The 18,565-nt window shown below is 66.2% G+C and carries 14 protein-coding genes and 1 pseudogene; 9 read left to right on the top strand and 6 right to left on the bottom strand.

Annotated elements, in window-relative coordinates; all coding sequences use genetic code 11:
• Positions 1-62 precede the first annotated feature (62 nt).
• The 4 genes and pseudogenes from aroB to OIE68_RS14855 form a co-directional block, all read right to left on the bottom strand.
• The gene (gene aroB / locus OIE68_RS14870; protein WP_327099954.1) at positions 63-1,238 is read right to left on the bottom strand and encodes a 3-dehydroquinate synthase; all 1,176 of its coding nucleotides are present in this window, start codon (positions 1,236-1,238) and stop codon (positions 63-65) included.
• Positions 1,239-1,650: 412 nt separating this feature from the next.
• Positions 1,651-2,169 (bottom strand): annotated as a pseudogene (locus tag OIE68_RS14865) (shikimate kinase); the annotation flags it as partial.
• Positions 2,166-3,359: a chorismate synthase gene (aroC, locus tag OIE68_RS14860; RefSeq protein ID WP_327101676.1), complete on the bottom strand. Its 1,194-nt coding sequence runs from the start codon at positions 3,357-3,359 to the stop codon at positions 2,166-2,168. The gene aroC and the pseudogene OIE68_RS14865, both read right to left, overlap by 4 nt.
• 82 nt (positions 3,360-3,441) lie before the next feature.
• Positions 3,442-3,897 (bottom strand): A24 family peptidase, encoded by a 456-nt coding sequence (locus OIE68_RS14855; RefSeq protein ID WP_327099953.1) that lies wholly within the window; start codon positions 3,895-3,897, stop codon positions 3,442-3,444.
• A 155-nt stretch (positions 3,898-4,052) separates the two neighbouring features.
• On the opposite strand from OIE68_RS14855, the gene OIE68_RS14850 reads away from it, so the two are divergent.
• The 4 genes from OIE68_RS14850 to OIE68_RS14835 all read left to right on the top strand — a co-directional run bounded on the left by OIE68_RS14850 (position 4,053) and on the right by OIE68_RS14835 (position 6,674).
• The gene (locus OIE68_RS14850; protein WP_327099952.1) at positions 4,053-5,180 is read left to right on the top strand and encodes a Xaa-Pro peptidase family protein; all 1,128 of its coding nucleotides are present in this window, start codon (positions 4,053-4,055) and stop codon (positions 5,178-5,180) included.
• Positions 5,181-5,227: 47 nt separating this feature from the next.
• Positions 5,228-5,791, top strand: coding sequence for an elongation factor P (gene efp / locus OIE68_RS14845; RefSeq protein ID WP_040692206.1), 564 nt, complete (start codon positions 5,228-5,230; stop codon positions 5,789-5,791).
• A 110-nt stretch (positions 5,792-5,901) separates the two neighbouring features.
• Positions 5,902-6,411 carry a transcription antitermination factor NusB gene (nusB, locus tag OIE68_RS14840; RefSeq protein WP_040692236.1) on the top strand — a complete coding sequence of 170 codons (510 nt, stop codon included), beginning with the start codon at positions 5,902-5,904 and terminating at the stop codon, positions 6,409-6,411.
• Entirely contained in the window at positions 6,408-6,674 is a 267-nt protein-coding gene (locus OIE68_RS14835; protein ID WP_327099951.1) for a YciI family protein, read from the top strand. Before nusB ends, OIE68_RS14835 begins: the two co-directional genes overlap by 4 nt.
• 247 nt (positions 6,675-6,921) lie before the next feature.
• Here OIE68_RS14835 and OIE68_RS14830 read toward each other — a convergent pair whose 3' ends face one another.
• Positions 6,922-7,884, bottom strand: a complete 963-nt coding sequence (locus tag OIE68_RS14830; protein ID WP_327099950.1) for an NADP-dependent oxidoreductase — start codon at positions 7,882-7,884, stop codon at positions 6,922-6,924.
• A gap of 300 nt (positions 7,885-8,184) precedes the next feature.
• On the opposite strand from OIE68_RS14830, the gene OIE68_RS14825 reads away from it, so the two are divergent.
• From OIE68_RS14825 to OIE68_RS14810, 4 genes are all read left to right on the top strand, one after another.
• Positions 8,185-8,823 (top strand): TetR/AcrR family transcriptional regulator, encoded by a 639-nt coding sequence (locus tag OIE68_RS14825; protein ID WP_327099949.1) that lies wholly within the window; start codon positions 8,185-8,187, stop codon positions 8,821-8,823.
• A gap of 69 nt (positions 8,824-8,892) precedes the next feature.
• Positions 8,893-9,789: a hypothetical protein gene (locus OIE68_RS14820; protein WP_327099948.1), complete on the top strand. Its 897-nt coding sequence runs from the start codon at positions 8,893-8,895 to the stop codon at positions 9,787-9,789.
• On the top strand, positions 9,790-10,476 hold the full coding sequence (locus tag OIE68_RS14815; protein ID WP_327099947.1) for a hypothetical protein: 687 nt from the start codon (positions 9,790-9,792) through the stop codon (positions 10,474-10,476).
• Positions 10,458-11,399 (top strand): inositol monophosphatase, encoded by a 942-nt coding sequence (locus tag OIE68_RS14810; RefSeq protein ID WP_327099946.1) that lies wholly within the window; start codon positions 10,458-10,460, stop codon positions 11,397-11,399. Before OIE68_RS14815 ends, OIE68_RS14810 begins: the two co-directional genes overlap by 19 nt.
• 66 nt (positions 11,400-11,465) lie before the next feature.
• Here OIE68_RS14810 and OIE68_RS14805 read toward each other — a convergent pair whose 3' ends face one another.
• Positions 11,466-12,734 (bottom strand): SLC13 family permease, encoded by a 1,269-nt coding sequence (locus tag OIE68_RS14805; RefSeq protein ID WP_327101675.1) that lies wholly within the window; start codon positions 12,732-12,734, stop codon positions 11,466-11,468.
• 96 nt (positions 12,735-12,830) lie between these two features.
• Here OIE68_RS14805 and OIE68_RS14800 point away from each other — a divergent pair, with 96 nt between their 5' ends.
• Complete coding sequence (locus tag OIE68_RS14800; protein WP_327099945.1) at positions 12,831-18,533, top strand: TIR domain-containing protein; 5,703 nt, start codon at positions 12,831-12,833, stop codon at positions 18,531-18,533.
• Positions 18,534-18,565: the final 32 nt, after the last annotated feature.

Raw genomic sequence — 18,565 nt, 5'->3', positions numbered from 1 at the left:
GAGATCGTGAAACGAAAGCGGCGCATCCGACCGAATCGGATGCGCCGCTTCGCTGTTCGCGACTACAGCAGGATCGCGCCGCTGCTGGCGCTGTCCTCGCGGGCGATGGCCGAGTAGGCGGCGGCCAGCAGGGTGGGGTCCGGGCCTTCGAGGCGGCCGGGCTTGGCGAGGCCGTCGAGGACCACGAAGCGCAGCACACCGGAGCGGGTCTTCTTATCGGTCTGCATGGCGTCGAGGAGTTGTGGGAGGGCGTCGGCGTCGTAGCTGGTCGGCAGGCCGACGCTGGCCAGGACGCTGCGATGGCGGTCGGCGGTGGCATCGTCGAGGCGACCGGCGAGGCGACCGAGTTCGGCGGCGAAGACCAGACCCACCGAGACGGCCGCACCGTGCCGCCACCGGTAACGCTCGCGGCGCTCGATGGCATGGCCGAGGGTGTGGCCGTAGTTGAGGATCTCGCGCAGGCTGGCTTCCTTGAGATCGGCGGCAACGACATCGGCCTTCACCTGGATGGCGCGACGGATCAATTCGGGCAGCACATCGCCGGTCGGGTCGAGTGCGGCCTCAGGATCGCGCTCCACCAGGTCCAGGATCACCGGGTCGGCGATGAAACCGGCCTTGATGATCTCGGCCATGCCCGCGACGATCTCGTTGCGCGGCACCGTCTCCAGGGTCGCCAGATCCACCAGCACCGCGGCAGGTTCATGGAAGCTGCCGACGAGATTCTTACCCGCCTCTGTGTTGATACCGGTCTTACCGCCGACGGCCGCGTCGACCATGGCCAGCAGCGTGGTCGGCACATGCACGATATGCACCCCGCGCATCCAGGTGGCAGCGACGAATCCGGCCAGATCTGTCGCCGCACCGCCGCCGAGCGATACCACGACGTCATTGCGGGTCAGGCCGATGCGGCCGAGCACCTCCCAGCAGAAGCCGGCCACGGCCAGATCCTTACCCGCCTCGGCATCCGGGATTTCGACGCGGTGCGCATCGATACCCTTGTCGGCCAAGGCCTTGCGCACCACCTCGGCGGTTTCGGCCAGCGGCGGCTGATGGAAGATCGCAACGGTGCGCACGCCGGTAGTCGCGCCGACGACCGACTCGACGAGCTCGCCGAGCAGGCCGCGGCCGATGATCACCGAATACGGGTCGGCGGTGCGGACCTCGATGCGACTCGGCTCGGTCGGGCTGGTCGGCTGCTGCTCAGCTGGGCTGTTGGGTCGCTCGCTTCGCTCACTCACGTGTACTCGGCTCCGATTCTGTGCGTGCTGATTGTTTGAGCGCTCGCGCGCGGGCGCGACGGGCCCGGGTGCGGCGGGACCGGCTTCCGGGTGTCGCTGGGTCACCGGATCCTTCGGAACCGGTACGGCCGTTGGCGATTTTGCCGGTGGGCTTGGGGCGATCGACTGTTGCGGTATCGGTCGTGATCCGGCCGGCCGCGGTGATCTTGCCGGTGCGCTTGATCCGCTCGGTCGCTGCGGATTCGGCGCCGTCCGCCTGTGCGGCGGCGGCCCGGCGACGTGCGGCCGCCCGGGCCCTGGCGGCGCGCCGGGCTCGGGATCTATTGCTGCCCTGCGGTTTCGGCGCTGCGACATCCGGCGTAGTTCCGCTCGAGTCGGGCTCCGCTTCTTGCGGCAGTACCGATTCCATGCCCAGCTTCGCCATGATCATCCGCACCACCCGACCCGGACTGCGACCGTCGGTGCGCACCCGCACCGTGGCGACCTCCCGGTACAGCGGTCTGCGCTTGCGCATCAGCTCGCGATATTTCGCACCCGGATCCGCACCGTTGAGCAGTGGTCGCTGCGTGCTCGCGCCGGTGCGTCGAAGTCCTTCGGCCACACTGATTTCCAGATACACCACGGTGCGATTGCGCAGCAGCTCCCTGGTGTCCTTGGACAGCACGGCCCCACCGCCGAGCGAGACCACACCGCGTTCGGCGAGGATGGCGCGGCGCACCACCTGCTCCTCGATCCGGCGGAATTCCGGTTCGCCGTCCTCGGTGAAGATCTCCGGGATGGTTCGTCCGGTCTCGCGCTCGATTCCGGCGTCGGTGTCGTAGAGCTCGACACCGAGTTCCCTGGCGAGCTTGCGGCCGATCGTCGACTTCCCCGCCCCCGGCGGTCCGACCAGTACCACGCGCGGTGCGCGAGGATCGGACTGCACGATCATTGCGGCACGTGTGGTCGGGTGCCGATGCGCTTGACGTAGCTGGTGATGTTGTCGACGGTCTCGACCAGTGAATCACCGCCGAACTTCTCCAGCGCGGCCTGTGCGACGACCAGCGCGACCATGGACTCGGCGACCACACCCGCAGCGGGCACGGCACAGACATCCGAGCGCTGGTGGATGGCGACGGCCTCCTCGCCGGTGGTCATATCGACCGTGGACAGCGCGCGCGGCACCGTCGAGATCGGCTTCATCGCGGCGCGCACGCGCAGCGGCTCGCCATTGGTCATACCGCCCTCGAGACCACCGGCGCGGTTGGTCGAGCGCAGCACGCCGTCCGGTCCCGGCTTCATCTCGTCATGTGCCTGGCTGCCGCGACGGCGCGCGGTTTCGAAACCGTCGCCGACCTCGACGCCCTTGATCGCCTGAATCCCCATGAGCGCGCCCGCGAGCCGCGAATCCAGCCGATCCGCGCCGCTGATGAACGACCCCAATCCAACCGGTAGTCCGTCCACGACCACTTCGACCACACCACCGAGGGTGTCGCCGTCCTTCTTGGCGGCCTCGATCTCGGTGATCATCGCGGCCTCGGCGTCCTTGTCGAACGCGCGCACCGGACTCTCGTCGATCGCGGTCAGGTCGGCGGCGGTCGGCGCGATGCCGGTGGTGTTGGCGGCAGTGCCGATCGAGACGACATGCGAGATGACCTCGACGCCGAAGGCCTGGCGCAGGAAATTCCTGGCGACCGTGCCCGCAGCGACGCGCGCGGCGGTCTCACGGGCGCTGGCCCGCTCCAAAACATTGCGGGCGTCGTCGAAGTTGTACTTGAGCATGCCCGCGTAGTCGGCATGGCCGGGCCGCGGCCGGGTCAGCGGTGCGTTGCGGGCCATATCGGCGAGTTCGCTCTCGTCCACCGGATCCGCGGACATAACCGTGGTCCACTTCGGCCACTCGGAGTTCGCGATCTCGATGGCCACCGGTCCGCCCATGGTGCGCCCGTGCCGCACACCGCCGATGACGGTGACCTTATCGGCCTCGAACTTCATCCGGGCGCCGCGCCCGTACCCGAGCCGACGGCGCGCCAACTGTGCGGAGATCTCGTCGGACGTCACCTCGACACCGGCCACCATCCCCTCGAGGATGGTGACAAGAGCGGGACCATGGGATTCTCCGGCAGTTATCCAGCGCAACACGCTGTCCATCTTCCCATGTCGGCGGGGCTGCTCCGGCACGCGGCCCGCCGTGATGACCGGCGCGGCCGCGTCGCGGCATCGGCTAGCCATACGCCGCCGCCAGGCTCAGCGCCGTCGCGACACACATGGCGGGCCCATGGGGAAGCGCGTGCGGTCCGGCCCGATCAGCACCGGACCGAATCCGCCAGTGGGCCAATACGGCGAGTCCGAATGCCGCGGTCAGAACGGGTGCGACGAGGGCCGCCCGCACCCATACCTGCGCACCGCCGAGCGCGGCGACCGCGCCGAGCCCGACGGCCAGTTTCACATCACCCGCCCCGAGTGTGGTCGGCGCGATCAAGTGCACCAATAGATAGGGCATCGCCAACAAGATCGAACCGACCACCGCGGCTGTGAATTGTGTTGTGAACAGCGCATATCCGAAGATGATCACCGCGCCGGAAACGGTGAATGCGTTGGGCAGTCGGCGCCGCCGGATATCGAAGACGGTGAGCACCGAGCACCAAGCCACCAGCAGGGCAAAAGCGATGGGGGACATGGCTTTCAGCCTCGTCCGCCCCCGGTCGCGGATGCAGCCCCGGATCCCGGATTGGGGACAACCGATCGATATGTGAACATCGATCGCCTCGCTCGAATACCGGTAAACCGGTGTTTTATGCGGGATCTACGGCGTGTCGGCGGTAGTTTTGAGATATGTCTGCTGATCACGCGGGCCCTGGGCCCGACTACGCAGGGCGCCGCAGCGCACTGCGCAGTCTGCTGGTGGAGAACGAGGTCGACGCGCTGTTGGTCACCGATCCGGTGAACATCAGGTACCTGACCGGATTCACCGGGTCCAATGCCGCACTACTGGTGACCTCCTGGGATATCCGTAATTCAGAGGAGCGCACCGTGATCGGCACCGACGGGCGCTATCTGAGCCAGGTCGCCGAGCAGGTGCCGGATCTGCGCGCCGAAATTGCCAGGGCGACCGCCCGACGCATCGTGGAGCTCGCGGGGGAGTGGCAGCTCGGCCGGGTCGGTTACGAGAGCCATATCGTCACCGTTGACCAGCATCGCGGATTCATCGAACAGAAGACCGGTTTGGAATTCGTCGCCACTCCGGGGCTGGTCGAACAGCTGCGCATGGTCAAGGACGCCTACGAGATCGAACAGTTGCGTGCCGCCTGCGCCGCGGGTGACGCCGGGTTGGCGACCCTGCTGGAACGCGGCGGTTTGCGCCCCGGCCGTACCGAACGCCAGGTCGCCAGGGATCTGGAATGGGCGATGTTCGAACACGGCGCCGATGCGGTCGCCTTCGAGACCATCGTGGCGACGGGTGCGAACTCCGCCATTCCGCATCACCGGCCCACCGGGGCGGTCCTGGCTACCGGCGATTTCGTCAAGATCGACTTCGGCGCCGTGGTCGGCGGCTACCACTCCGATATGACCCGCACCTTCGTACTCGGCGCCGCATCCGACTGGCACCGGGAGGTGTACGCGCTGGTCGAGGCGGCGCAGCGGGCCGGACGCGAGGCGCTGAAGCCCGGCGCGCCGGTCACCGACGTGGATGCGGCCGCACGTGCGGTGATCGAGGCGGCCGGACACGGAAAGCTGTTCGTGCACGGCCTCGGACACGGTGTCGGACTGCAGATCCACGAAGCGCCCGGAATCGCCAAAACCGGAACCGGTACACTTCTGTCTGGCGTGGCGGTGACCGTCGAACCAGGTGTGTACTTCCCCGGCCGCGGCGGCGTCCGGATCGAGGACACGCTCGTGGTGCGCGAGGGGGGCCCGGATCTGCTCACCAACACCAGCAAAGACCTGACCGTCGTCGAATGACGCCGGTCACCGAGACCGCATATCCAGAACTAGGAGATCCGAGAACAGTGGCGGACACCAGCGACTTCAAGAACGGCCTCGTGCTGAAGATCGACGGTCAGCTCCAGCAGATCATCGAATTCCAGCATGTCAAGCCGGGTAAGGGCCCTGCCTTCGTGCGGACCAAGCTGAAGAACGTGCTGTCCGGCAAGGTCGTCGACAAGACCTTCAACGCGGGCGTCAAGGTGGAGACCGCGACCGTCGACCGTCGCGATATGACGTACCTGTACCACGACGGCTCGGATTACGTCTTCATGGACGGCGAGACCTTCGACCAGATCTCCATCTCCGAGGAGACCATCGGCCCCGGCGCCCGGTTCCTGCTGGAGAACATGATCGTTCAGGTCGCCACCCACGAGGGCGCGCCGCTCTACGTCGAGCTGCCGGTCACCGTCGAGCTCCAGGTGCAGCACACCGACATCGGCCTGCAGGGCGACCGCTCCACCGGCGGCACCAAGCCCGCCACCCTCGAGACCGGCGCCGAGGTGCAGGTCCCGCTGTTCATCAACACCGGCGACAAGCTGCGCATCGATTCGCGCGACGGCAGCTACCTCGGCCGCGTGAACGCCTGATCGCCCGCTCCGCGGTAGTAGCGACGGGCCCGGAGGCGGTAGCGCAGCGTAACCACGCAGGGACCCGCTGCTGCCGCCATCAGACACTGCGAACAGGGATAATGACTGCTGTGGCGGAACAGCCCATAGACAAGAAGTCCACGTTCAAGAAGCTCGGCGCGCGCCACAAGGCCCGCCGCCGGGCGGTCGATCTGCTCTTCGAGGCGGAGGCCCGCGATGTGGACGCGGCCGACCTGCTCACCGAGCGGGCCGAGCTGGCCACCCAGGACCAGGCGGTCGCCCCGGTGCATGCCTACACCCGCACCCTGGTCGAGGGCGTCGCCGACGATCTGGATCGGGTGGACGGCACCATCGAGTCCTACCTCAAGGACTGGGAGCTGTCCCGGCTGCCCGCCGTCGATCGGGCCATCCTGCGGATCGCGGTATGGGAGTTGTTCCACGCCAACGATGTTCCGCCGGTCGTCGCGGTCGACGAGGCGGTGGAGTTGGCCAAGGAACTGTCCACCGACGATTCGCCCGGATTCGTCAACGGTGTGCTCGGCCAGGTCGTGCTGGTCGCCCCGCAGGTGCGCGCGGCCGCCGCGGCGACCAGGGCACCGCGTCCGGAGTCGCAGGCGTGATCAACAAGTACCTGGTCATGGCGATGCGCAAGCCGTCGTTCGACCCGGCCGTGATCGAACCGCACAAGCAGTTCCTGAACGAATTGCTCGAGCGCGGGCAGTTGGTCGAGAGCGGTCGGTTCACCGACGGCACCGGCGGTGCGTATGTGATCAACGCCGAAAGTCTCGAAGCCGCAAGGGAAATCGCGTTCACCGACCCGGTGCACACCACCGGTTCCTCGGAGCTCACCGTGTACGAGTGGGAGATCGCGGTCTCCGCCTGATTGTCGATGGCCCAGCCGCATACCGAAATGGTATGCGGCTGTTGACATTTCAGGGCCTATCACGATCCGGTGCCATAGCCGTCCCGAGCTCCCGCTGGTGGGTGTACTGGCCCAGCGGGAGCGAACCGCGAGGACCGTCTCGCGGAATCGGGTGTGCCCGGCTCCGCGGCGCGCACCGACGGATGGTGTGCGCCGCATTCGGCGAACCTGGGCACAGTCGATCCTGGTTCCTCAACCGCACTCGAGGTCAAGCTTCCGGCACGTGGCCTGGCTCACTCACGGTGAGGACGATCTTCCCGGTGGTTCGGCCCTGTTCGATCAGACGGTGCGCTTCGGCTGCCTGCTCCAGCGGCAGTACCGATTCCACGTGTGGGCGCAGCTGCCCCTTCTCGACCAGGTCGGTCAGTGCTTCGAGGTCGGCGCGGTCGGGTTCCACCAGGTAGCCGCTGGCGCGTACGCCGAGTTCGGTCGCACGCTTGGCCATTCCAGGTGTCCACGCAGCCTGTGCGTTGACGAGAATGCCACCGGGACGCAAGGTTTCGAGCATGCGCAGCGCCGGTTCGCCGCCGTGCATCTGGATCGCGATATCGACCTCGCGGACGGTCGCGGCCACATCGGTCGTCGTGTAGTCGATGGTCTCGTCGGCGCCGAGTGCGGCGAGGAAGTCGTGTTTGGCCGCGCGTGCAGAACCGATCACATAGGCCCCGAACGACTTTGCGATCTGCACGGCGAGGTGGCCGACGCCACCTGCTGCGGCGGATACCAGAACACGCTGTCCAGGTGCGACTTCCCCGATATCGACAAGCATCTGCCAGGCCGTGAGCGCGGCCAACGGCAGGGCCGCGGCCTCGGTGAAACTCGAACCCGTCGGCATGGGCGCGAATTGGTGCGATGGCGCGGTCACATATTCCGCGTAGGCCCCCGCCGCGCGCGGAAACCACGGCATGCCGTACACCCGGTCGCCGGGTCGGAAGCGGGTCACCCCGTAGCCGACCTCCTCGACGATTCCGGCGACATCCCAGCCGTTGACGAAAGGCAGCGTCAATGCTTGGACGTACGCTTGCCCTTCCCGGCTGAAATAGTCGATCGGATTGACCCCCGCTGCAACGACTTTCACCAGCACTTCGGTGGGTAGCGGTGTCGGGCGCGCGATCTCCGCGAGTCGCATGGTGTCCGGCCCGCCCCAGTGCTCCTGTTGAATAGCGCGCATGATCGGTCCTCTCACTGAAGAATATGGACGCCCGTCCTAGGTACGAGCAGGGCGCTGAGCCGCTGGTCATATGCCGACTCAGCATCGAGAATCGCCTATCCAGTTGTCGTCGGAGGATGCTGATTACGGCGTAGATCAGCGATATAGGTCTCGAACTAAGTGGACGGACGTACTATTACCTTTTGCCTTAGGTTCTGTCAATGCTGCCGAATAGGTGGTTGATCAAGCTAATTCAGTGTGAAACAATTGGGACGACCGTCCGTCAACTATGGTCGACCTTCGGACGAAAGGTGGGTGCCGATGACCGTAGAAGCCAAGGTCGACAAGCGTTTAGAGCGCGGTGAGCGATCTCGGCGCGTCATCCTCGACCGCGCCATGGATATCGCCTCGGTCGAAGGTCTGGAAAGCCTGTCCGTGCGGCGTTTGGCGACCGAACTCGACCTCAGCAAGAGCGGCGTTTTCGCGCACTTCGGTTCCAAGGAAGAACTCCAGCTCGCGACCGTCCGCGCGGCCGTCGAGGTCTTCGTCGCACATGTGGTGAAACCCGCGCGACGTGCACCCGTTGGTATTCGCCGGGTCCGGGCACTCGGTGAGTGCTGGTTGGACTATGCCGCGAAGCCGTACTTCAGCGGCGGCTGCTTCTTTCTGTCCGCCGTCGCGGAGTTCGACGCCCGCCCCGGGCGCGTGCACGACGCCGTGGCCGCATCGCGCCGAGACTGGTTGCGGCTCTACGAAACCACCATTGCCGAGGCCATCGGCCTCGGCGAGATCGTCCCCGATAACGAGCCCGCCGACCTCGCCTTCGAACTCGACGCCATCGCACGCACCGCGGCCCAGGATGCGCTGCTGTTCGGCGAATCGGCGCCCTACGATCGCGCCCGCCGTATCCTCGCCGCTCGACTGGACGCCGTCACACACCGACCCGCCAGCGGGACTTGACCGTTCGCTCGCTGCGTCGACACAGGTGCACCTATCCTGGGTAGAAACCCTAGGGGAGGCCGAAAACATATGGCACGGGTGCTGATCTGGCTGCGGAACAATATCGACGGTCTCGTCGCCCTGGTTCTCGCGGTCATCTTCGGTGTGATCTCGCTGATCGATATCGGCTTCTTCGATGCGGATCTGATCAACGCGGTCATCCTGCTGGTGCTCGGTTTGCTGGCCACCACGTTGCTGCGTGATCGGCATTTGTCCGCCAAGGCCATTCAGGATTCGAACTCGGTACAGCTGCTGTACGGTCCGGAGATCGGGCATGCGCATACGCTCGCGCGCCGCGGTACCGAACAGTGGCTGTTCAAAGGGGGCACCGGAACCTATCTGCGGGCCGTCACACTGCGTGAATGCGTGGAGAACGCGCGCCGCGAACAGCGTCCGCTGCGGATCCAGGTGGAGGTGCTGGATCCGACCAATGAAACCTTGTGCAAGACCTACGCGCAGTTTCGCTCCTCGCTGGTGCCCGAGGCCGACCGCACCGGCGAATTGTGGACCACCGAGCGGACCCGCAAGGAGTCCTTCGCGACGGTGCTCGCGGCGTGCTGGTACCGGCAGCGGTTCACCTTCCTGACCATCGATGTCGGACTCTCGATGGTGATGACGACATTCCGCTGGGACCTCTCGTCGAGTTGCGTCATTGTCACGCAGGACAATCCGAATACTCCGGCCCTGATGTTCGAACGGGACAAGCCCTACTACCGGGACTTCAACCGGGAGCTCGTGGCCAGTTTCAAGCAGGCCAGACAGGTGCCGCTGAGCCGGAGCGAGGAACTCGCGCTCGCCGACGAGCCGTCGGTCGATCAGACTCGTGCGCTGTTCGATCTGCTCGGTCTCGCGCTACCGGCTTCCTATACCGATCGCGATGTCGCCGATATCGTGCGACGCGCACTGCAGCCGAGGAATCCGTACTGAATGAACGACTATGCCCGACTACGAACGCTGATCGGCTCCGATGCGGCGGGGCCCGCGGTGCAACGCTGGGCTCGTGATTTCATGACGGGAGTGCTCGACGGTCGCATCGACATCGGCGCGGTCCGGCATCCGTTGGGGTTCTTGTGTTTTCCCGCGTGGCGCGACGGCGGACTCGGCGTCTGCGTGCACGTCTGGACCGATGGGCTGCGGTCGTGTCCGACGACCTCGGCGATGCACGCGCACAGCTGGGATCTGCTCAGCGTGGTCTTGTACGGCGAGGTCGGCAACGAGATACTCGAAGTGGAGAGCTCTGCGGACCGGGCAACCCATCGCATCTTCGAAATTCATAGTGGCGCCGACGGTGATGTGGTGCGTGCGACCGAGCGTATGGTCCGCTATCGCATTCGATCCAGTGAACATTTCCGTGCAGGCGAGGTATATACCCTGCCACACGGGGTATTTCACCTCTCCGATGTGCGGGGCGAGGCGGCCACCGTGGTGCTCGGCGAGGTTCGTCGCGGCCGACCGGACCGATCCCTCGGCACCCTCGCCACCGCCGACCACTGGGTGCACCGAACCGGTTGCACCCCGAGCGAAACCCGGCGCGCCGCGCAAACGGTGCTCGACCACCTGCAGGAGCCCACCCTGCCGGAACAACTGGAGGACCGATGCGAGCAGGCGACGTAGCGAACCTGGTGCTGCCACCGGATGGTCCGGCGCTGGCCGATCTGGATCCGATCAGCGCCTTCGACCGGCTGGACACCGTCCTGACGACCGCTGCCGAGGTGGCCAGGGCGGCGGCGATCGAGGCGGGCCGGGAGATCCGGGAGGGTCTGGCCGGATCACTCACCGTCCGCACCAAGGACGCCAGCGGTGATCTGGTCACCGACCTGGACCTGCTCGCGGAACATATCATCGTCGGCCATATCCGCCGCGCCTTTCCGCACCACCGCATCCTCGCCGAGGAATCCGGGCTTCATGGCGTTGACGATTCCTGGTGCTGGGTCGTCGACCCGCTCGATGGCACCAATAACATCGCCATCGGCCTGCCCGTCTGCACAATCGGTATCGCCCTGTGCCACAACGGAGTTCCGATGCTCGGCATCGTCCACGAACCGTTGGCCGACCGCACCTGGTCCGCCGTGCGCGGATCCGGCGCCACCGGGCCGGACGGCCCGCTCTGGCGACCGCCGCACCGTTCCTCCGAATCCGCTCCGACCCTGGCCTGGCTGCAGGGCTATCCGGTGACTCGCACCGACACCACGGCACGCGGCCTGCGCCTGGCCCTGGAATCCGGTTCCCGTCGCCTGATCCAACTGTGGTCTCCGCTGCTCTGCTGGGTCATGCTGTGCCGCGGCGATATCGACGGATTCGTCGGTTACCGAGCGGGTTTGGTCGACCTGCCCGCGGGCACCCTGCTGGCCGGTGAATCCGGTATCCACATCACCGATTTCGACGGCGCACCGCTCAACGATCACCTCGACCTCCCAGGCGGTGAAGTGAACTTCATTGCCGCCAGCGCTGAAATGCTGCCGGAGCTGGCTTTGCTGGTGAAGGCCGCCGCCGAGGTGAGTGTGACGGGGCTGCCGGGGCTGAGGGGATCGGCCTGAGCGCCCATTCCTGCGCTGATCCCGCGCCTTTGGTTGCGGAATGGGCGATCGAACCAATTGATCCACCTATCCGGTCGCCAGCAGCACAGCGACGGCACCAGTCGTAGCGACAACCGCGAGCCCCAGCCCGGTGAGCACGAACCTCGGCATCGGCACCCGAACACCATGGGTGCGGCAGAACTCCAGGCACAGCAGCGTCGCCAGCGACGCCCACGGCGTTACGATCGGCCCGACGTTGGTGCCGATGAGCAAGGCCAGCAACTGATTTCGATTCTCCTCGGACACCACCGCCTCACCTGCGGTGTAAGCCGGAAGATTATTGGCCACATTGGACAATCCGGCGCCGGCGCCCGCCGCACGGTACGCCCCGACTACTCCGGAGTCGTGCCCGATCAGCGCTTGCATGACATCGGCGAGCCCGAACCGGCTCAATGTCGGCACCACCAGGAACAACCCGACCACGAAAACCAGCAACTGCCACGGGATCAGCGATAGTCGCAGCGACGAACGGTCGAAGATCGCGAAGGCGACCACCGCGATGGCGGCGGCCAGGGTGGCGGCGATACCGATCCGATCACCCACGAACGGGATCGCAAGAATGAACAGCAGACACGCGCCTGCCGTCGTGTAGAGCAGCGTGCGCTCCCTGGCGTTCTCCGGACGAATCGGCTCCGGCGGTACATACCGATCGGTTTCACGTCGACCGCGCCGCCAGTACCAGACCCAGAGGCACACCATGGTCGCCGCGATCGACACGAGCTGCGGCGCCCACATCCGTGCCGCGAAATCCGTGGCGCGCAGCGCAACCCGGTCGGCGGCAAGCAGATTGGTGAGATTCGAGACCGGAAGCAGCAGGCTCGCAGTATTGGCCAGCCAGAGCGTGGTCATCGCCAACGGCAGTGGCGGAATGCGAGCCGGAACCGCCAGCGCGAGCATGACCGGAGTCAGCAATACCGCAGTCGTATCGAGATTGAGCAGAATCGTTGTCGCCGCTGCGAAAAGCACGCAGAGCAGGAACAACGCCGGATAGTAGCCGCGCCCGAGTATGGCCAGGCGGTGTGCGATCACATCGAACACCTTCGCCTGCCGCGTCAGCTCGGCGAGAATGATCACACTGCACAGGAACAGCAGCAGCGGCCCGATTCGGCGCATATTGTCGGCGGCCTCGGCGCGCGGCAGCAATCCGGTCACCACACACAGCAGTCCGGCCGCGAATAGTCCGAGCCGGACCCAATCCAGCGTGCTCAGCCCCCATCTCGGCGGCGCGGACACCAGGGCACTCGACGGCGGGTTCTCCGCAGCGGAATCGACCTGTTGTTCGGACACATGTCCCATCATGCAGCATATCGGCTGGGGCACTTCCGCATTCGGTACGCGTCGTAATGATCTTCTGCCGTTTGGCGTGGCGACCCATCGGGGCATACTGATGCTGTGACTTCGGGCGGGCGGCGGGACTTCTTCATCAGTTATTCACCGGCCGACGAGCGATGGGCCACATGGTTGGCCTGGCAGTTGGAGACCGCGGGCTACAGCACCCTCATCCAGGCCTGGGATTTCGTGCCCGGCACCAACTTCATCGATTTCATGGATCGCGGTGTTCGTGATTCGGCGGTGGTGCTGGTGGTGCTGTCGGAGAACTATCTCGGTTCCTACTACGGAACCATGGAGTGGCAGGCGGCCTACCGCACCGATCCGGGCAAGCTGATGCCGGTGCGTATCGCCGAATGCACGCTCGAGGGTCTGCTCGCCACCATCACCTATCTCGACCTGGTGCGGGTGTCCACCGCCGAGGAGGCGCGCCGAACCCTTTTGGAGCGGGTCGGACATCTGCTCGCGGGGCGGGCGAAGCCGCCGTCGGAACCGGGCTTTCCGCACGACGGTCCAGACCGGTTCGCCGTCGAAACCATCACGGACACGCCCGAATCCGTGCTGCCGCGTCGCACACCGGTTGCGGCCCCTGCGTTTCCGGGTGCCACCGATCATGAGGAGCCGCGCACCAGCGTCTCGGTGCTGCATGTGGCCGGTCCGCGGTTCGGTCGTGGGCTGCTCGCGCCGGACGAGCCGGGCACCGCGGCCGAATTGCAGGCGCGCATCCACGCCAATGTCACCCATCTGGTGAATCAGGGTGTGGCCAAACCGGATTTGATCGTGGTCTCCGGGGATATGACCGAATCCGGCCGTCCGCGCGAGGTCGACGAGGCGCTGACCTTCCTGAGCGGATTGCGAACGCTGCTCGGTCTCGGTCCGGAGCGGCTGATCGTGGTGCCCGGCAATCACGATGTCTCCAAACCGGCCTGCCACGCGTATTTCCTGAGCTGCGAGGCCCGGGACCGCAAACCACAGCCGCCGTACTTCCCGAAGCTCGAGCAGTACGCGCGGATGTTCGGTGCGCTGTATCAGGGGCTGGATCACCTCGTCTTCGATATCGGACAGCCGTGGACGCTGTTCCCGATTCCCGAACTGCGGGTGGTGGTCGCCGGATTGAACTCGACCATGGCCGCGACCCACCTGCCCGAGGACGATTACGGCCGGATCGGCGAACCACAGGCGTCCTGGTTCGCCGAGCGGCTGCGCCCGTTCGAGGAGAACGGTTGGTTGCGCCTCGGTGTCGTCCGGCACGATCCGCTGCCCGGCGCCGGCACGCCCGCCCATGATCCGGACCTGCTGCGCGACGCAGATACGCTGTCCCGGTTGCTCGGCGGCCGGTTGAACCTGCTGCTGCACGGTCCGGGACCCGGTGGTCCGCATCTGGATCGGCTCGACGACACGCTGCCCGTCCTGCCCGCGGCCGCTCCGGGCCGCGACGAGATCATCCAGCTCACCGCCGCCGGCCTGGCGCGTTTCTCCGGACGTGGTGAGTCCACCGCACAACTCGAATTCGATTGGCTGAAGGTGACCGCGGCGCTGCCGACGGCCAAACAGCCCGAACTCCTCGGACCGGACGAGCCCGAGCTCCCGGAACCGCCCGCGGAGACTCCGGCGGTCGATCCGCATGGGCGGCTGCTCGAGCGCGTCGCCGAGGTGTGCGAAACCCGTTATCCCGGTGCGAAAGTCCGGCGCGTCGAGGTGGAGCCGCCGCATCTGCTGATCACCAGGGAGGACGACGAGGTCATCGCCCAGTGGCGCGTGGGCGTGCATGTCGGTGACATGACCAGGCAGGTGGTGGAGGATTTCCTCGGTCACGATCCGGAATACGGATCCGAACTCGTGTATCGCGGTGCGGCGCCGCCGCGTTCGCTACGCGAGGAGGCGGCCAGCCACGGTCTGCGGGTGCGCAGCTTCACCGAATTCCAGGGCCTGCTCGATCTGGACAACTACCTCACGCACCAGGCCGCGCAGTTGCGTGCGGACCGCACCTATCCGCCGGATCTGTATGTGCCGCAGCGCTTCCGGATCCTCGAACACGGTGACCAGCAGATCCGCGACGATCTGGTCGGCGAACTGATGAAGGTGATCGCGGCCGACCACGGCCGATTCATCCTCATACTCGGTGATTTCGGACGCGGAAAAACCTTCGCGCTACGCGAGTTGGCCCGCCGCATCACCGAAACCATGCCCGCGCTGATTCCGATCCTGATCGACCTGCGGGCCCTGGACAAAACCCATTCGGTCGACGGTCTGGTCGCCGCACATCTGGCCAATCACGGCGAGGATCGGATCGATCTGAAGGCGCTGCACTACATGCTGCGCGAGGGTCGGGTGGTGTTGCTGTTCGACGGCTTCGACGAACTCGTCACCCGGATCAGTTACGACTTCGCCGCCGACCATCTCGAAACCCTGCTGCAGGCGGCCGTCGGCAAAGCCAAGATCATCGTGGCCAGCCGCACCCAGCACTTCGAATCCCGCGCCCAGGTGCTGACCGCCCTCGGCGAACGCGTCGGTGTGCTGCAGGATCGGCGCATCGTGGGCATCGAGGATTTCGCGCCCACGCAGATACACGCCTTCCTGACCAACCGCTACGGCGGCGATATCCGCCGCGCCGACGCCAGAATGGGGTTGATCACCGGTATCGAGGATCTGCTCGGACTGGCACAGAATCCCAGGATGCTCGGGTTCATCGCCGATCTGGACGAGCGGCGGCTACGGGCCGCGGCGGGCGCGAAACAGGCGGTGGGTCCGGCCGGGCTGTACCGGGAAATCCTGGAGTCGTGGCTGACCTACGAGGCCGACCGCACCGCGGGCGTGGCTGGTGCGCTGCCCGGGCTGCGCCTGCACGAATTGTGGCTCGGTGTCACGGCATTCGCGCTGCGCGTCTGGGAAACCGACGAGCCGTATCTGCGGCTGTCCGAATTGACCGAGGTGGCAGCGGGTTTGGCCGAGCTGACCGGATCGAGTCGAATGTCGGTGCAGCAATCGGCGCACGCCATCGGCTCCGGCAGCCTGTTGGTGCGCACCGAGGACAACCTGTTCGGCTTCATCCATTCGTCGGTAATGGAATGGCTGGTGGCCAACCACATTGCCGAACAATTCGAGGTCGGCACCCTCGCACCCGCCCAGTTGACCCAATCGCCGCTATCCCAACTCTCGATCGACTTCCTCTGTGATCTCGCCGACAACCGGGCACTGCGCACCTGGGCCGAGGGTGTACTCGCCGACCAGGCGGCCGACGAAGTCTCGCGCACCAATGCCATTCGGGTGGCGACGCGGCTGCGCACCGCACCGACCGCGGATCTGCGCGGTGCGAGTCTGGCGGGGGAGGATCTGTCGTATCGGGACCTGCGCGATGTCGATCTCACCGGGGCGGATCTCAGCGGTGCCCGGTTGGTCGGCACGAACCTCGACCGTGCCGTCCTGAACGGTGCGCGGTTGGTCGGCTCTCGACTCGACGAGGCCAGCCTGGTCGGCGCGGATCTGGGCGAGGCCGATCTCACCCGCGCCCGCCTGGTGCATACCGATCTGACCGGATCGCGGGCCAGCGGCAGCCGCTGGTCCCGGGCGGCACTCATCGAGGTCACCGGCACCCCGACCGGCACCGATCTGTACGGTGCGGCGTGGGTACCCGGAGTCGCGGCGCAGACCGAATTCGCGCCTGCCGCAATCGGAGTCCGGCACGGCTTCCACGCCAGACACGGCCGACTGCCGCAGCCGGTCGCCTACAACCCGGACGGCGGCACGCTGGCCATCGGCAGTGATGACGGCGGCGTACTCATCTGCGATGCCGAAACCGGAAGACCGCTGCGCACCTTGCAGACGCACCGGGCACGGACGTTCGCGGTGGCGTTCACCGGTACGGTGCTGGTGACCGGATCCGGCGACGGCACCGTGGCCATCTGGGATGCCGCCACCGGTGAACTGCGCCGAATCCTGTTGGGGCACAAGAACTGGCCGTGGCCGGTGGTGCTGAGTCCCGCCGGTGATCTGCTGGCCACCGGTGACGCCGACGGCGTGCTGCGGCTGTGGACGTTGCCGAGCGGCGAACTGCGACACGAATGCCGCCCCGCCGGTGGCGGCCGGGAACTAATCTACAGCTTGGATATTCGCGGACCGCTGGTCGCGGCTTCCTACCGGGATGGCACCGTGCGGCTGTGGGATACCGAAAGTGGCAGGGAGAGCGGCGAATTCAGCGGCGCGTCCGGCTCGGTATTCCGAGTGGCGTTCAATCCCACCGGTGAACTGCTCGCGGTCGGTGGCGTCGACGGCACACTCGCGCTGTGGGATCCGTTGAGTTGTCGGAAGATTCGCGACTTACCCGGTCATACCGGGCGGGTCTATACCGTGACGTTCCACCCCAGCCTGCCGATTGTGGCGAGCGGGGATACCGATGGGGGACTGCGTCTGTGGGATGTGGAGACCGGTGCGGAACGGCAGTCGCTCACCGAACACACTGCGGCCATCTACTGGCTCACCTTCGATCCGGCGGGTGAACTGCTCGCCTCGGGCGACAGCGCCGGACTGGTCTGTCTGCGCGACAGCGAGACCGGGGAGTTGCGACACCGCCTCACCGCGCATACCGGCTCGATCTGGCCGTTCGCCTTTCGCCCGGACGGTACCCAATTGGCCATTACCGACGACCAATTCACCACCCGGCTCTGGGATCCGGTAACCGGTACCTGCAAACACACGCTCACCGGCCACGGCCGCCAGGTTCGCACGGTCAGCTTCAATGCGGACGGTACCCTGCTCTCCGGCGTGGGTAACGACGGTGTGGTTCGACTGTGGGATCCGGTGACCGGGCGGTTGGTTCGCCGATTGATCGGCAGCGAAGACCGCCTGCTCACCTTCGAATCGGCGATATTCAGCGAGCTCGGCAGCCATCAGCTAGGCCTCGTCGTCAATGACGGTCGGCTCAGCTTGTTCAACCTCGACGCCGACCTGTACGAACGCCATATCAATGTCGAATCCGCGCCGATCTGGGCCGCTGCCTTCGACCCGACCGGCGACTATGTGGCCACCGCCAATGACGACGACACGGTGATCATCTGGGTGCGCACCACCGGTGCACTGCACGCCGTCTGCGCCGAACATCGCGGCCGGGTGCGCTCGATCGCATTCAGTGCCGACGGTGCGCTGATGGCCACCGGCTGCGACGATTCGGTGGTGCGGCTGTGGGACGTGCGCTCCGGACGGTTCCTGCGCGCATTGCACGGACATCGGGACCGCGTGTATTCGGTGGCCTTCCACGAGGACCACCTCGCCAGCGTGTCCTGGGATACCACTGCCCGCATCTGGGATATCGAATCCGGCGATGCGCTGCATACGCTGACCCGGCACACCGGCAGGCTCTGGACGGCCGCGGTCGATTCGCGCACCGGCACATTGGCGACCGGAGGCGATGATCTGGTTGTTCGATTGTGGGACATGGCATCCGGACGTCATCTGCATACCCTCGAAGGGCATAAGCGCCGGGTCTGGTCGCTCAGCTTCGATCCGTCCGGCAAGCTGCTGGCCAGCGGCGGTGATGACGGCAACATCCTGCTGTGGTCGCGGCCGGAGGATGGCACGCCGTCGATTCGTGCCATCTTGCTGGGTCTGCCCGAAGGATGGGCGGCCCTCGCTCCCGATGGCCGATACAAATTCGAGGGCAATATCGCCGGCCAGTTCTGGCATGTCATCGGCATGTCGCGGTTCGAATCCGGCGAACTCGACCCCTACCTGCCCGAAGTGGGGCAGTTGGCAGCCGACGCGCCCTTCTGAGTCGACCGAATGAGAGGTTGATAGCCTTATCC

It is taken from the genome of Nocardia vinacea, from assembly GCF_035920345.1.
Lineage (GTDB): Bacteria > Actinomycetota > Actinomycetes > Mycobacteriales > Mycobacteriaceae > Nocardia > Nocardia vinacea_A.
This window is presented reverse-complemented; position numbering and strand designations above follow the sequence as displayed.